The sequence below is a fragment of the Pseudonocardia cypriaca genome (genome assembly GCF_006717045.1).
GTDB classification, from domain to species: Bacteria; Actinomycetota; Actinomycetes; order Mycobacteriales; family Pseudonocardiaceae; genus Pseudonocardia; species Pseudonocardia cypriaca.
Genome location: NZ_VFPH01000002.1, coordinates 577,206 through 590,032, shown reverse-complemented (window position 1 = coordinate 590,032; position 12,827 = coordinate 577,206). Strand labels below are relative to the sequence as shown.

General features: G+C 72.4%; 13 protein-coding genes and 1 pseudogene. 5 read left to right on the top strand and 9 right to left on the bottom strand.

Features of this window, described 5'->3' with window-relative positions; genetic code table 11:
* Positions 1 to 133: 133 nt before the first annotated feature.
* A pseudogene (locus FB388_RS40915) lies at positions 134 to 259 on the bottom strand (hypothetical protein); the annotation flags it as partial.
* A 325-nt stretch (positions 260 to 584) separates the two neighbouring features.
* Here FB388_RS40915 and FB388_RS20370 point away from each other — a divergent pair.
* On the top strand, positions 585 to 1,130 hold the full coding sequence (locus FB388_RS20370; RefSeq protein ID WP_142103817.1) for a TetR/AcrR family transcriptional regulator: 546 nt from the start codon (positions 585 to 587) through the stop codon (positions 1,128 to 1,130).
* 184 nt (positions 1,131 to 1,314) lie between these two features.
* Here the strand turns inward: FB388_RS20370 and FB388_RS20365 are convergent, their stop codons facing one another.
* From FB388_RS20365 to FB388_RS20340, 6 genes are all read right to left on the bottom strand, one after another.
* Positions 1,315 to 1,599 (bottom strand): DUF3040 domain-containing protein, encoded by a 285-nt coding sequence (locus FB388_RS20365; protein WP_142103815.1) that lies wholly within the window; start codon positions 1,597 to 1,599, stop codon positions 1,315 to 1,317.
* A 138-nt stretch (positions 1,600 to 1,737) separates the two neighbouring features.
* Positions 1,738 to 2,385 carry a sigma-70 family RNA polymerase sigma factor gene (locus tag FB388_RS20360; RefSeq protein WP_142103814.1) on the bottom strand — a complete coding sequence of 216 codons (648 nt, stop codon included), beginning with the start codon at positions 2,383 to 2,385 and terminating at the stop codon, positions 1,738 to 1,740.
* Between the two features lie 445 nt (positions 2,386 to 2,830).
* The gene (locus FB388_RS20355) at positions 2,831 to 5,569 is read right to left on the bottom strand and encodes an ATP-binding protein (RefSeq protein WP_142103812.1); all 2,739 of its coding nucleotides are present in this window, start codon (positions 5,567 to 5,569) and stop codon (positions 2,831 to 2,833) included.
* A gap of 108 nt (positions 5,570 to 5,677) precedes the next feature.
* Positions 5,678 to 7,408: an L-aspartate oxidase gene (locus tag FB388_RS20350; RefSeq protein ID WP_142103811.1), complete on the bottom strand. Its 1,731-nt coding sequence runs from the start codon at positions 7,406 to 7,408 to the stop codon at positions 5,678 to 5,680.
* Positions 7,405 to 8,622 carry a low temperature requirement protein A gene (locus FB388_RS20345; protein WP_246122217.1) on the bottom strand — a complete coding sequence of 406 codons (1,218 nt, stop codon included), beginning with the start codon at positions 8,620 to 8,622 and terminating at the stop codon, positions 7,405 to 7,407. The genes FB388_RS20350 and FB388_RS20345 overlap by 4 nt, the downstream gene beginning before the upstream one ends.
* Positions 8,623 to 8,624: 2 nt before the next feature.
* Entirely contained in the window at positions 8,625 to 9,020 is a 396-nt protein-coding gene (locus FB388_RS20340) for a cupin domain-containing protein (protein ID WP_211362129.1), read from the bottom strand.
* A gap of 175 nt (positions 9,021 to 9,195) precedes the next feature.
* Between FB388_RS20340 and FB388_RS20335 the strand changes: the two genes are divergently transcribed.
* From FB388_RS20335 to FB388_RS39500, 4 genes are all read left to right on the top strand, one after another.
* A complete protein-coding gene (locus FB388_RS20335; RefSeq protein ID WP_142103809.1) occupies positions 9,196 to 9,942 on the top strand; it encodes an SDR family oxidoreductase in 747 nt (248 codons plus the stop codon).
* A gap of 169 nt (positions 9,943 to 10,111) precedes the next feature.
* Positions 10,112 to 10,591 carry an RbsD/FucU domain-containing protein gene (locus FB388_RS20330; protein WP_142103807.1) on the top strand — a complete coding sequence of 160 codons (480 nt, stop codon included), beginning with the start codon at positions 10,112 to 10,114 and terminating at the stop codon, positions 10,589 to 10,591.
* Positions 10,591 to 10,782, top strand: a complete 192-nt coding sequence (locus FB388_RS39505) for a GNAT family N-acetyltransferase (RefSeq protein ID WP_170225752.1) — start codon at positions 10,591 to 10,593, stop codon at positions 10,780 to 10,782. Before FB388_RS20330 ends, FB388_RS39505 begins: the two co-directional genes overlap by 1 nt.
* A gap of 172 nt (positions 10,783 to 10,954) precedes the next feature.
* Positions 10,955 to 11,311 (top strand): CBS domain-containing protein, encoded by a 357-nt coding sequence (locus FB388_RS39500; protein WP_170225751.1) that lies wholly within the window; start codon positions 10,955 to 10,957, stop codon positions 11,309 to 11,311.
* Positions 11,312 to 11,341: 30 nt separating this feature from the next.
* Here FB388_RS39500 and FB388_RS20320 read toward each other — a convergent pair whose 3' ends face one another.
* Both FB388_RS20320 and FB388_RS20315 read right to left on the bottom strand, forming a co-directional pair.
* Positions 11,342 to 12,337 (bottom strand): hypothetical protein, encoded by a 996-nt coding sequence (locus FB388_RS20320; protein ID WP_211362128.1) that lies wholly within the window; start codon positions 12,335 to 12,337, stop codon positions 11,342 to 11,344.
* The gene (locus tag FB388_RS20315; RefSeq protein WP_142103804.1) at positions 12,334 to 12,825 is read right to left on the bottom strand and encodes a hypothetical protein; all 492 of its coding nucleotides are present in this window, start codon (positions 12,823 to 12,825) and stop codon (positions 12,334 to 12,336) included. Before FB388_RS20315 ends, FB388_RS20320 begins: the two co-directional genes overlap by 4 nt.
* Positions 12,826 to 12,827 lie beyond the last annotated feature (2 nt).

The following is a 12,827-nucleotide window of genomic DNA, read 5'->3' as shown; positions in this document are numbered from 1 at the left end:
GACAGTAGGTGCGCCGCGGCCGCCCACCAACGCAGTTCCCAGCCGGTGATCCGCGTCCCGGCTGCGACGGCGCGCCCCCCTGACGCCCCGCGGGCCCGTCACCGCGGACGGCCCGGACGCGTGCCGACCGAAGTCACGACGGCAACGTGAGGATCTCCACCCCGTCCGCCGTGACGAGGACCGTGTGCTCGAACTGCGGGACGACCAGCCCGCTGTGGAAGGAGCGGCCGATGCCGTGGCCGGTGAAGTCGCGCACCACGCTTGATCGGGCCGTTCCACCACCTCTTCCTCCCCGAGGGGTGCAGGCGGTGATCTTCGCGTGGGGGAACGGGCTCGTTCCTCCCAGCTGGTCCGATCTCATCATTTCGGTGGAGCGGCCGACGACCTGAGGTTGACGATCTCCGCCGGCTCGGCGCGCAGGCTGGTGCGCATGCGACGCAGCCCGGGCGTGGCTCCGCTGTACGTGAACGCATTGGCAGGCCGGGAACCGCGCTCAGCTCGTCGAGCAACGGCGTCTGATCGTCGGAGAAGCATCTGTTGAGGAGATGCCTTACCTGAAATGCGTCGATGGTGAGGTTCGGACCATGACCGATCGGCCCTACCACCACGGAGACCTGCGCCGGGCCGCGCTCGCCGCGACCGTCGATGCCATCAAACAGGACGGTGGGACTGCTGCGCTCCGCATGCGCGAGGTGGCCCGCCGCGTCGGAGTTTCGCATGCGGCGTTCAACCATCACTTCGGCACCAAGCCCGGCCTGCTCGCCGCCCTGGCGGCCGAGGGATACGACCTGCTGGCCGAAGCCCTGACCGCCGCAGATGGTGGCCTTGTCGACGCAGGCGTGGCATATGTGAGGTTCGCAGCCGAGTATCCGGCGCATTTCGAAGTGATGTTTCACCGCGCACTGCACAACGCCGACGACCCACAACTGATCGCCGCGCAAGAGCGCGCCGGCCAGGCACTCACCGCGGTGCTCTCGACATCGCTCACGAAAACCACCGAGCTGGCCGCCTGGTCGATCGTCCACGGCTTCGCCGACCTGTGGGTGGGCGGCGCGCTGCCGGCCGGAATCGGCGCCGATGCCGGAAACGCCGCGCGACCAGTCATCCGGCGGTTGTCATTCACGCCATGAGCTACAGCCGCCGGTCTTCTCGATCTGCACCGGCCGGGTTCGAACCCGACGACGATCCCTCACCGCGAGGGAGCGCGGCGCGCAGGTCGGCGGGTGGTCGCCCCGTCGCGTCGGCGTGGAACCCGAGGGCGATCCGCCAGAAGTCGGCTCGGCTCGTGGAGCGTCAGCCGCGCGACTGCCAGACCTACCGGTTCCGCCTCGTCGAACCACCGGACCCGGGCCCCTGATCGGGCCGCAGGCTCCACCCGAGAACGGCGCCGGTCACCAGGAGCGCAGCGGTCAGCAGGAGCAGGCCGTCTCCCAGCACGAATCCCAGCAGCGTGAACGGGACGGCGATCCATCCGGCGTAGTGGGCGACCCGGTTCCAACGGCTCTTCCCGTACGTGCGGAGCAGTTCGGCCAGTCTCGGGTCCTCCACGGCCAGGTTCCTCTCGATGGCGCGCAGCGCGCGCTGCTCCTGGCGGTTCATGGTCCGGCGTTCCTCTCGGGATCGTTCGTGGGTCAGTTCTCGCGGCCGTGCACGACCGCGAACAGATGGGCCTCGTCGGCGAGAGGACTCCACGGCGCCGTACTCGGGGATTCCTCCATGACGTTCTCCTCGGGTCGGTCACGCCACTGCTCGGTCGCGCCCGGGCGGCGGCAGGGCGTCAGCGGCGAGCAGTTGTTCCAGGCGCGCCACGGCGCCGGCCTGAGCGGCGTCGAGGAAGGCCCGCAGGAACCGGTCACGAGCCACCCGGTGAACGGGCGCGTGCCGGGCCTCGGCGAGGTGCATCCGGGCCCGTCGCCCGAGCTGTCGCGCGTTGGCCTCGCTGATCCCGAGCGCCTCGGCGATGTCGCGGAACGGGTAGTCGAACGCCTCCCGGAGTACGAAGACGGCACGTTCGACCGGTGACAGCCGCTCGAGCAGGAGCAGGACCCCCTGCTCCAGGTCCGCCGACCGCTCGGCAGCCACCGTCGGGTCCTCGGTGGTCGAGATCCGCGCCGGCAACCAGCTGTCGACGGAGACCTCGCGGCGCGCACGTGCGGAGACGGCGACGTTGAGCGCGAGCCGCGTCGTGATCTTCACGAGGAATGCGACCCGGTCGTGCACCTGTGCTCGGTCTGCGCCCTGCCAACGCACCCAGACGTCCTGGACGACGTCCTCGGCGTCGGCGACCCGGCCGAGCAGCCGGTACGCGATCCCGAACAGACGTGGACGGACGCTCTGGAAGTCCGCTGCTTCCTCGGCCGTTGCGGACGCGATGTCGATGGGCATGGGACCACCGTCGTTCGGCCCGGGGCCCGGTCGCGCCCTTGGTGGCCCCGGGTGTACCCCTGGGCGCGGGGCCAGGGTCCCGGGGGAGGTGCGCCCGTCGCCCGGGCCTGCTGTGGCGGGAGAGGTGGCCCGGACGGGCTCGGCAGCCGCGACGAGCCCCTCGGGGGAGCTGACGTCCAGCCCGGTGAACGCCGCGAATGCGGCAACGCAGCCACGCCCGTGCCGGCATCGCCGCGGAGGACGGCCCACCGCAGCGGCCGATCGGCCGGGGGGGCGGGCACGCGTGCGGCGCCCGGCGGCGGGTGGGACCAGCCACGCTCTGCTTGACGCGTACTCCGCTGGGAGCCGTCTGAAACCCGGTGTTCCCGCTCTCACCTCGCGGCTCGGCCGGGTGCCCTTCACGAACAAGGACAAGGCAGCGCGCCGGATCGTGACGTCCCGGCTGCTACGGCGTCGGGAGGGCCTCGGACAGTTCCTTGCGGGAGCTGACGCCGAGCTTGGTGAACACCTTCCGCAGGTGCCACTCGACGGTGCGGGGGCTGATGAACAGCTGGGCGCCGATCTCCGAGTTCGTGTGCCGGTGCGCGGCGAGCCGGGCGATCTGCGCCTCCTGCGCGGTGAGCTCGTCACGTGTGCGGGAAGTGCGTCTGCGTGCCGTTTCGCCGGTGGCGAGCAGCTCGCGGCGGGTCCGTTCGGCGAACCCCTCGGCGCCCATCGCGATGAAGAGCTCGTGAGCGGCCCGCAGCTGCTCGCGTGCGTCGAGGCGTCGGCCTTCTCGGCGGAGCCATTCGCCGTGGAGCAGCCTGGCCCGGGCGAGCTCGCCCCGGACCCGGGTTCGGCCCAGCCGCTCGATCGCCTCCTGGTAGAGCCGCTCGGCGGTTTCGCCATCGCTCAGCAGCGCGCGTGAGCGCGCCTCCACGCCGAGCGCCCAGTCGCTGCCGCTGGCGCGGGTCATCGCGGAGAGCTGCTCGAGGGCCTCGGCCGCGTCCTCGGTGGCGCCGGTACGGGCCGCCGACTCCACCAGCTCGGCCAACCCCCAGTTCGCCGCGCACAGCTCGGTGGGGAACAAGCCGGCCTGGCGGGCCGCGCCCATGGCGTCCTCGTACCGGCCCAGCCCGTTGAGGAGCAACGCGCTCGTCCAGTGCCCGATGGTCACCGCGATCCCCTCGCCACGGGCCACGGCCTCGTTCATGCTGGTTTCGATCAGGGCGCGCGCCTGCTCCTCGCGACCGCGCCACGCGGCGAGCGCCATGGCTCCGCACGGAGCCAGACTGCTTCCGGTCGCCTCACCCACCGCGTTCGCCTCATCGACGAGGGGTGCGGCCTCCGTCAGCTCGCCGGCGAAGACCTGCGCCATGACGCGCGAGTTGAGCGCGAGGAGGAGCTCGCCGAGGGCGCCGGCCTCCCGAGCGAGACTCACGTGGCGGGCGGAGAGAACCTGCCAGCACTCGTCGTCCCACACGTCCACCGAGATGATCGACGCGAGCCAGAGCCACCGGAGTCCCTCCGACATCGAGAGGTCCTCGGCGGAGAACGCCTGCAGCGCTCGCCGGGCCAGCGGCATCGCCGCCGAGTAGCCATCCGTGAACAGCGAGGCCAGCCCTTCCAGCAGCATGTCGCCCTTGCCCGTTCCATCCGCATGTGTGCGCGGGACCGCTCGCGCCACGTGGACCGTGTTGGCGGTGCCCGCGAGGCGGCCGGCGAACATCGCAGCGGAGAAGGCGTCCAGGTAGGTGTCGCGGGCCAGCTCGGCGTCCAGCGACTCGAGCCGCTCGGCGGCGGCGAGCAGCAGGGGAGGGGCTTCGTTGCCGCGGTTCGAGGCGAATGCGATCTGGGCACGCAGCCGATCGGCCAGTGCCCGCCCGAGCTCGTCGAGCGGCCCCGCCTCGGCGACCGCGAGCAGGTTCCGCGCCACGTCGAACTCACCGGCGTGCAGCTTGGCCTGCGCCGCGGCCAGGATGCGGCCCGTCCGCTGCGCCTCGTCAGAGGTGAGCTCGGCCGCCCGCTCGAGGAAGGCGGCGGCCGCCGCGAACCCGCCTCGGGAACGGGCACGGTCGGCCGAGCGCTCGAGCTCGGTGGCGACCTCCTCGTCCGGCTCGGCGCTCGCCTGGGCGCGGTGCCACGCCCGGCGGTCGGGATCGAGCTCGGTGACCTCCGCGAGCGCGCCGTGCACCTCCTGCAGATCGTGCACCCCGGCTGCGCGCCACGCGGCCGAGCGCACGAGCGGATGGTGGAACCGTACGCGCGTGCCGAGATCGATCAGCCCGGCCGCCTCCGCTGGAGCCGCCGCGTCAGGCTTGATCTCGAGCAGTTCGACCGCGCGCCACAGCACGGTGACGTCTCCGACCGGTTCCACCGCAGCCGCGAGGAGGAGCTTCCTGGTGTCCGCGGGAAGCGGCCGGAGCCGCCGGACGAACTCCTCTTCCACGCGGCTGGCCAACGGGATCGTGTGCGCGAGCCCGAACCCGAACGCGAGCTCTGCAGGTGTGCGCCCGCGCGGCAGCTCCAGGAGCGCCAGCGGGTTGCCCCGCGCCTCGGCGACGATCTCGTCGAATACGGCGGCATCGAGCGGGCCGCGCAGTGCCGTCCTGAGCACCGCGCGCGAGTCGGTGTCGTTCAGGCCGGTGACCTGCATCCCCGGGACTTGCCGGAACGTCTGGTCCTCGCCGACCGTCCGGGTGGCGAACACCAGCGCGACCGGCTCCGCCAACAGGCGCCGGGCCACGAAGGTGAGAGTGTGCGCCGAGGCCTGGTCGAGCCACTGGGCGTCGTCGACGAGGCAGACCAGGGGTTGCTCCTCGGCGACGTTCGACAGCAGGCTCAGGGTCGCCAGGCTGATCAGGAAGCGGTCCGGGGGGTTGCCGCTGCGCAAGCCGAACGCGGTGCTGAGCGCGTCACGCTGAGGGCCGGGAAGCCGCTCGAGCCGGTCGAGGAACGGTGCGCAGAGCTGGTGGAGCCCGGCGAAAGGGAGCTCCATCTCGAGTTCCACCCCCGCGGCGCGCGCGATGCGGCACCCCTCGGCGCGGCTCGCGAGGTGTTCCAGCAACGCGGTCTTGCCGATCCCGGCTTCGCCGCGCAGGACGAGCACGCGACTCCGCCCCTCGCGGGCGCTCGTCAGGAGCTGGTCCAGCTCGTGGCATTCACGGCGGCGCCCGCGCAGACCCTGCGGACCCCTGCTCGACATCCCCCACCGCCGCTGTTCGAAAGGGCTTTCAGTTTATCGACCGCGCCATCCGGGGCGGCCAGACGCCGATCGGGTCAAGGGTCATGGCCGTTCGTCGTAGAACGAGGGTCACTCGACGAGCTTGCCGATGCTCGAGACCTCCTTGATGAGCGCGGCGATGTCGACCGGTGTCTCCGCCACCGGCTCCCCGACGACCTGCCCCGGCCCCGACCAGACCAGGTTGACCCGCAGCGACTCGTCCAGGTCCGGGAAGTCGGAGCGGTTGTGGCAACCGCGGGTCTCGCGGCGCTCGAGCGCCGCTTCCACCGTCGCGCGAGCGGCGACGAGCGAGGATCGCAGGTCGAACGCGTGGGCCAGGTCCTGGAAGCCGGCCAGGTCGGGATGCACCCCGATACTCTTCTCGGCCGCCTCGATGTCGTCCAGGCGTGCGAGGCCCGCCCGCAGGCCGGTCTCGTCTCGCACCACGCCCGCGTGCTCGGTCATGACGTCGCGGAGCGCCCGCTGCAGGGAGCGCACGTTCTCGGGCCCGTCCGCCGCGAGCACCTGGTCCACCTCGTCACGCGCCTGCGCCACCGCTGCGGCGCTGCGCGGCTGCGCGTCGAGGTCGGCGGAGTAGTCAGCGGCGGCGTCGCCGACGATCCGGCCGTAGACGAGCAGCTCGATCAGGGAGTTGCCGCCGAGGCGGTTGGCCCCGTGCAGCCCGCTGGCGGCCTCGCCGACGGCGTACAGGCCGGCGATCCCGGTGCCGTGGTCCTCCGGCCGCACCCAGACCCCGCCCATCGAGTAATGGGCGGTGGGCGCGATCTCGATCGGCGTGGTGGTGATGTCGAGCATCTGCAGCTCGATCAGCGTCTGGTAGACGCGGGGGAGCCGCTTCGTGATCGTGTCCCGGGGCAGGTGGGAGACGTCGAGCCACACGCCGCCGTCCGGGGTGCCCCGGCCCTCCTTGATCTCGGTGTAGGCGGCCAGCGCCACCCGGTCCCGGGTGGAGAGCTCCATCCGGACGGGGTCGTAGCGCTGCATGAACCGCTCGCCGAGCCGGTTGCGCAGCACGCCGCCCTCGCCGCGGGCCGCCTCGGACACGAGCGTGCCGGCGGCGTTCTCGGGCCCGAGCAGGCCCGAGGGGTGGAACTGCACGAGCTCGGGGTCCCGGATGCGGGCTCCCGCGGTGACGGCGAGCCGGAACGCGTCGCCGGTGTTCTCGTCGCGGCGGGACGAGGTGCGCCGCCAGATCCGGGTGTGACCGCCCGCGGCCAGGATCACCGCGTCGGCGTGGACCACGTACCGGGTGCCGTCTCCGATGTCGAACCCGTAGGCGCCGAACACCACGCCGTCCCGCGTCAGGATCCGCGTGACGTACACCGTGTCGATGACCGCGACGTCGAGCTGCCGGGCGCGGTTCACCAGGGTGCGCTGGATCTCCAGGCCGGTGTAGTCCCCCGCGAAGGCGGTCCGCCGGAACGTGTGCGCGCCGAAGTACCGCTGCGAGATGCGGCCGTCCGCCTCGCGGGCGAACGGCATGCCCCAGCGGTCCAGGTCGGCGATGCCACGCGCCGCGCCCTCGGTGACGATCCGGACGGTGGTCGGGTCCGCGAGGAAGTAGCTCTCCTTGATCGTGTCCGCCGCGTGCTGCTGCCAGGAGTCTCCTGGATCCATGGTGCCGAGGGCGGCGTTGATGCCTCCCGCCGCGAGGGTGGTGTGCGCGTCAGCACTCGGCCGCTTGCCCACCACGAGGACGTCGGTGCCCCGCTCGGCCAGTTGGATGGCGGCCCGCAGGCCGGAGCCACCGGTCCCGATGATCAGGACGGAGGTCGCGAGCCGCCGCTCCGGCGCGCTCATCGGGCGGACCGGACCGTGGTGAGCGGGTGTGCGGATTCCGGTGCCGTCGTGCGCAGGATCGTCACGAGGACGGCCGCGGCGGCGGCCAGCGCGACGAGGGCGACGACCGCGCCCACCCCGGCTCCGGCGCCCACCGCCGGGGCCAGTAGCACGAGAGCGGCCGCCCCGAACAGGACGGACGGCCGGACGCGCGACCTCGGCACGATCGGGGAGTGGCTCGCCCACAGCAGCGCCAGGAACAGCGCGGTGGGGATCGCCACCGCGTACCCCGCGCCGCGCGGGTCCAGCGCGCCGTGGGCCCCGGTCTGCCGCACGGCGACCTCGAGGCCCGCCCCGAGCGCCGCGAGCGAGGCGAAGATCCCGTAGTGGCCGTAGCCCCACAGGAACGAGCGGCTCCGGCGGTTCGACAGCCCGTCTCCGCTCGGCTCCAGCTCGTAGAGCCACCACAGCGCGAACAGCAGCACCAGCCCGGAGCCGGCGACGACCACGAGCGACCAGTGCAGGCCCTCCGAGACGACGTCGGCGATCCCGATCGACGCCGCGAGGACGCTCTCGCCCAGGAGGATGATCGTGAAGAGTGCGTACCGCTCGGCGATGTGGCGCGGATGCCAGCTCGTGCCCCGGCTGCGTTCGGCCCACATCGGCACGGCCAGCTCGACGCCGGCGAGGGCCACGAACGCCACCACGAGCACCACGCCGGTGAGCACACCGAGCTCGGCCAGCAGGAGGCGGACGAGCCAGAGGACCTCGGCGATGCCGATGCCCGCGGCGTACCGGAGGGCGGTGCGCCTGCCCTCCGGGTGCTCCCGCGCGGCCCGCAGCCACAGCACGAACAGGCCCACGCGCATCACCAGGTAGCCGAGGGTGATCGCCCGGTAGTCGGCGGCCGCGAACGCGGCCGGCACGCCGGCGGCCAGGACGAGAACCCCGCCCATCTGCAGCAGGGTGAGCAGCCGGTACGGCACGTCGTCGGTGTCGTAGGACGAAGCGAACCAGGTGAAGTTCATCCAGGCCCACCAGATGGCGAAGAACACCTGCAGGAACGGGCTCACGGCCTGCGCCGCATGCCCGTCGGCCACCGCGTGGCCGAGCTGCGCCACCACCGCGGCCACGGCCACCACGAACGTCAGGTCGAACAGGAGCTCGAGCTGCGTCGCCGCTCGGTGCGGCTCGTCGACGCTGCGCGCCGTCATCGGGATCCGGAGCTGCGGCATGGCTACGCCCAGTCCTCCTGCCACGAGTAGGCCGGGCCGGCGCTGCCCACCACGGCGACGGTGTCGAGCGCACCGAGGGCGACGGTGAGCAGCAGCGCGGAGTCCTCGACCGCGTCGAGGGTGTGGGCCTCGGTGGGCACCGTGACGAGGTCGCCCGTCACGGCCTCCACCACCTGCGTGCCGGTGGTCAGCCGGACGCGGCCCGCGAGCACCTGCAACGTCGCCTCCCGCGTGTTGTGGTGCTCGTGCAGCGTGGTGCCGGCTCTCAGGGCGACCACGGCCTGCCGGAGCGCGCGGTCGTGGCCGCCGTGCACGGTGTGCGTGCTGCGGCCGTGAGCCGCCGCCCGCGCCCACTCGACGTGCGCCCGCGCGGTTTCGATCAGGGGCGTCGGGTCCATGTGTCCTCCTCGGGTGCGGGTGTGCCGCCAGTAGGACCGGATGGACGCCCCGGCCGTGACACGAGGACCGGCACCGTGACCGTGGCGGACCTGGCCGTCACGAATCCGACGGCTGTCCTGTCCTCGCTTCCGGCGCCGCTCCGTACGAGAGCGGGCTCGGACGAAGGGATGCGTCGTGAAGGTCGTTGTGATCGGTGGTACCGGGCTGATCGGGTCGAAGCTGGTGACCAAGCTGGGCGAGCACGGCCACGAGGCGGTGTCGGCGGCCCCGAACACCGGCGTGAACACGTTGACGGGTGAAGGGCTCGCGGAGGCGCTCGACGGCGCGGCGGTCGTGGTGGATGTCTCGAACTCGCCGTCGTTCGCCGACGACGCGGTGATGGAGTTCTTCCGGACCTCGACCACGAACCTGCTGGAGTACTCGGCGAAGGCCGGGGTGGGGCACTACGTGGCGCTGTCGGTGGTCGGCACGGACCGGCTGTCGGAGTCGGGCTACTTCCGCGCGAAGATCGAGCAGGAGAAGCTGATCCGCGATTCCGGCCGGCCGTACTCGATCGTGCACGCCACCCAGTTCTTCGAGTTCGTCAGGGGCATCGCGGACCTGAGCACGGTGGACGGGAAGGTCCACCTGCCGCCGGTCCTGTTCCAGCCGATGGCCTCCGACGACGTCGCCGCCGGGGTCGGCCGCGTCGCGGTGGGGGAACCGCTGAACGGGATCCGCGAGATCGGTGGCCCCGAGCAGTTCCGGCTCGACGAGCTGGTGCGCAAGGCACTTGCGGCGGCCGACGACCCTCGCGAGGTCGTCACCGATGAGCAGGCCAGCTACTCCGGCGCGCGGATCAGCGAGCGGACGCTCCTCCCGGGCCCGGACGCCCAGCTCGGGGAGATCACCCTCCGCACGTGGCTCGCCCAGCGGCAGTAGTTCGCGAGCCTGCCGCCGGCGGCACCCGCCGCCGGCGGCGGGCGCACACCGATCACGCACACCGTCGCAGTCGAAGGAGACACCCATGGAGCAACCGAAGGTCTCGGTCATCCACGGGGTGGCCGCCGAGGGCGGACGGGTCCCGGTCGCGGGATGAGGGCCGGTCCGAATGATCAGGAGCGTTGATCCCCGCCTTCCGCCCGACGTGCTGTTCCTGTTGTGGGCGATGGGGCACGGCGACGAGGTCGCCGTGGTGGATTCGTGCTACCTCGTCGGCCAGGACGGACAGCTGCGCGGCACGGTGGTGCAGATGGGCGGCGCCGACATCCTGCAGGCGGTGCGTGCCGTCCTGTCGGCGGTGCAGCTCGACACCAGCTTCGTCGCCGATCCCGTCAGGCAGGTGGAACACGCCGAGTCGGGACCGTCGTGCGAGGTGCGACGTGCGGTGCAGGTCGAGGTCGATGACGCACTGGGGTTCCGGTGCTCGATCGCCGCAGTTCCGCACCGGGAATTCCACGAGCAGGTCAGGAACTGCTATGGACTGATCCTCACCGGAGACGCCAGGGAGCAGGGGAACTTCATCCTGCGGAAGGGGCTGGACGTGACACCGTCCAGCGTCCTCTCCCCGAACGGGCAGAGAAGCCCGTGATGGCACCCGGTGGGAAGCACGATCTGTCCGTCGACGGGAAGTGCATCCGCACGGCCCGGCTCCTCCTGCGGCCGTGGATCCTCGACGACGCCGATGCCGCGCTCGCCGTCTACGGTGCCGGCGACGTGTCGAGATGGCTCGCGCCGGCGGTGGAGCGGGTGCCCGACATCGCGACGATGCGGGCGGCGTGACGGACGAGTACTACGACCTCACGCTCGAGGTGTACCGCCTCCGTCGAGGCGATCTGGACGTGCCGACACCCAACGTCGAGAACCAGGACGGATCATCATGAGCACTCGTTCCCCGTCACCGGTGGAAACCGCAACGGCCCACCTCTCACGCAGGCGGACCGTCGGGCAGGTCATGAGACCGCCCGCGACGATCGAACCGGAAGCCCACCTCGCCGCGGCCGCCTACATGATCGAGCACCTCCACGACCCTGCGCTCGTGGTGGTGGACGACGACACCCGCGAACCCGTCGCGATGATCACCGCCGCCGAGATCACCAGGGCGGTGGCCCACGGTCGGAGCCCCGAGGACACGCGCGTCAGCCAGGTCGTCACGGCGAAGCCGGTGACGGTCCGAGCCGATGCCGTCGCCGAGGACGCGGCCCGGCTGATGCTGTCCCACGGCATCCGGCACCTGCCGGTCGTCGAGGGCCGGCGGCTCGTCGGGATGGTCGAGCTCGCCGATCTGTGTCGGATGAGCTTCGCGCCCTGACCGCTTCGGGCTGCGGAGGGAACATCGGGCTCACCCGTCGGGCCGGTCCGTCCTGCCCGGGTGCCGCCCTTGTCGAGGGCCTTGGTGCTGCTCGTCCTCCGTCGCCGCTGTGGCGCTGCGCTCCGCCCGGATGAGCGAGATGACCGTGTCGGCGGTGCGGTCGAGGTGGCTGCGGCCGTCCGGCAGCTGGGCCTCGGGGCTGATGTAGCTGCGGGGCCCGACGTGGGTGGCCGGGTCGAGCCGGTGCACGGTGACCCTTCCGGCGCGTCGGGCCCGGTTCCACCCGCTGCGCCGGAACAACCGCCAGCGCTGCGGGAAGATCCAGGTGCCGACCCGCTCGATCCGGTCTTCGGCGCTGGTGAGCAGGTGCAGGTGCCGGGCGTGCGTGAGGTCGTTGGCGCCGTTGTGGAACCCGCCGAGGGTGATCAGCAGGAGCGGGGAGCGCAGCTGCGCGTGCAGCTCGTCGACTGCGCCGGTGGCGACCTGGGCGCCGCCGCTGTAGCTGAGCAGCACCACCGGGATGCCGCTGCCGGGCCGGTAGCCCGCGAGCCGGAGCTGGGTGGCGATCTGAGTGCCGACGGCGCGGTTGTAGAGGGGGCGGTACCGGCGGTCGGCGGCTACGAAGATCTGCATGACGTTGTGCAGGAACAGCAGCAGCCCGACGTGCCGGCGTAGCCACGCCCACACCGGCCGGTCGGCGAGCGGATCGGCCAGCGGCGAGTAGGGCAGCACCTGACCCAGCACCCGCAGCTCCGGCGCCCCGGCGATCAGCGTCTTGACCAGCCGGCCGCCGTCGCGGCTGTCGCGGAAGCGGCGCTTCCCGATGCCGTCGAGGTACACCAGGTAGGCGTCCGGGGGACGGTCGGCGGCCGCGCCGAGGGCATGGGGCATGCCCTCCGGGAGCTCGGTGGTGGGAGCCCGCCAGCCGGCCGTGTACGCCAGCACCTCGTACCGGGCGAGGAGCGCCTCGGCGAGCAGGACCGGCCCGACCCCGCCGGCCAAGAGCAGGAGCAGGAGCTCGCTCATGGCTGGGGCTCCGCCGCCCCGGTGGCGCCGATCGTCCCGACGAGGCGCCGAACGGCCTCGACGGCGAGGGCCAGCCCGAGTCCGGCGACGGCCACGCAGCCGGCGGCGGCCCACCAGCCCAGCCCGGTCGCCGCGCCGAGTGGGCCGGCGAGGCCCGCCCCGACCGCCACCAGGAGCAGCAGGTGCAGCAGGGGCCCGAGCAGCGGGAACGCGAGGACGGCGGCGAGCACCAGTGGGGCGAGCTGGCCCGGTGTCCAGGCCGGCACGACCACGTCCGGAGGTGGAGCGGGCTGCACCAGCCGGGCGAGGGACCACGCGGTGAGCGGCCAGAGTGCGAACACGGTGCCCTCGACCACGGCACCGGTCAACAGCAGCCCGGCCACGACGCTCCGCGACGTGCCGGACCGGCGAGCTATCACGGGCAGCAGGCGCCCGAGTGCCTCGGACAGCCCGGCCAACAGCAGCAGGACGACGACGGCAGGCGACATCG

What these genes read in the sequence shown, in the direction of transcription:
- FB388_RS20345 (WP_246122217.1), bottom strand. Translation starts at nt 8,622, where the DNA reads ATGCCGCAGCTCCGGATCCCGATGACGGCGCGCAGCGTCGACGAGCCG.
- FB388_RS39505 (WP_170225752.1), top strand. Translation starts at nt 10,591, where the DNA reads ATGGCACCCGGTGGGAAGCACGATCTGTCCGTCGACGGGAAGTGCATC.
- FB388_RS20315 (WP_142103804.1), bottom strand. Translation starts at nt 12,825, where the DNA reads ATGTCGCCTGCCGTCGTCGTCCTGCTGCTGTTGGCCGGGCTGTCCGAG.
- FB388_RS20370 (WP_142103817.1), top strand. Translation starts at nt 585, where the DNA reads ATGACCGATCGGCCCTACCACCACGGAGACCTGCGCCGGGCCGCGCTC.
- FB388_RS20320 (WP_211362128.1), bottom strand. Translation starts at nt 12,337, where the DNA reads ATGAGCGAGCTCCTGCTCCTGCTCTTGGCCGGCGGGGTCGGGCCGGTC.
- FB388_RS20360 (WP_142103814.1), bottom strand. Translation starts at nt 2,385, where the DNA reads ATGCCCATCGACATCGCGTCCGCAACGGCCGAGGAAGCAGCGGACTTC.
- FB388_RS20340 (WP_211362129.1), bottom strand. Translation starts at nt 9,020, where the DNA reads ATGGACCCGACGCCCCTGATCGAAACCGCGCGGGCGCACGTCGAGTGG.
- FB388_RS20365 (WP_142103815.1), bottom strand. Translation starts at nt 1,599, where the DNA reads ATGAACCGCCAGGAGCAGCGCGCGCTGCGCGCCATCGAGAGGAACCTG.
- FB388_RS39500 (WP_170225751.1), top strand. Translation starts at nt 10,955, where the DNA reads ATGAGACCGCCCGCGACGATCGAACCGGAAGCCCACCTCGCCGCGGCC.
- FB388_RS20330 (WP_142103807.1), top strand. Translation starts at nt 10,112, where the DNA reads ATGATCAGGAGCGTTGATCCCCGCCTTCCGCCCGACGTGCTGTTCCTG.
- FB388_RS20355 (WP_142103812.1), bottom strand. Translation starts at nt 5,569, where the DNA reads ATGTCGAGCAGGGGTCCGCAGGGTCTGCGCGGGCGCCGCCGTGAATGC.
- FB388_RS20350 (WP_142103811.1), bottom strand. Translation starts at nt 7,408, where the DNA reads ATGAGCGCGCCGGAGCGGCGGCTCGCGACCTCCGTCCTGATCATCGGG.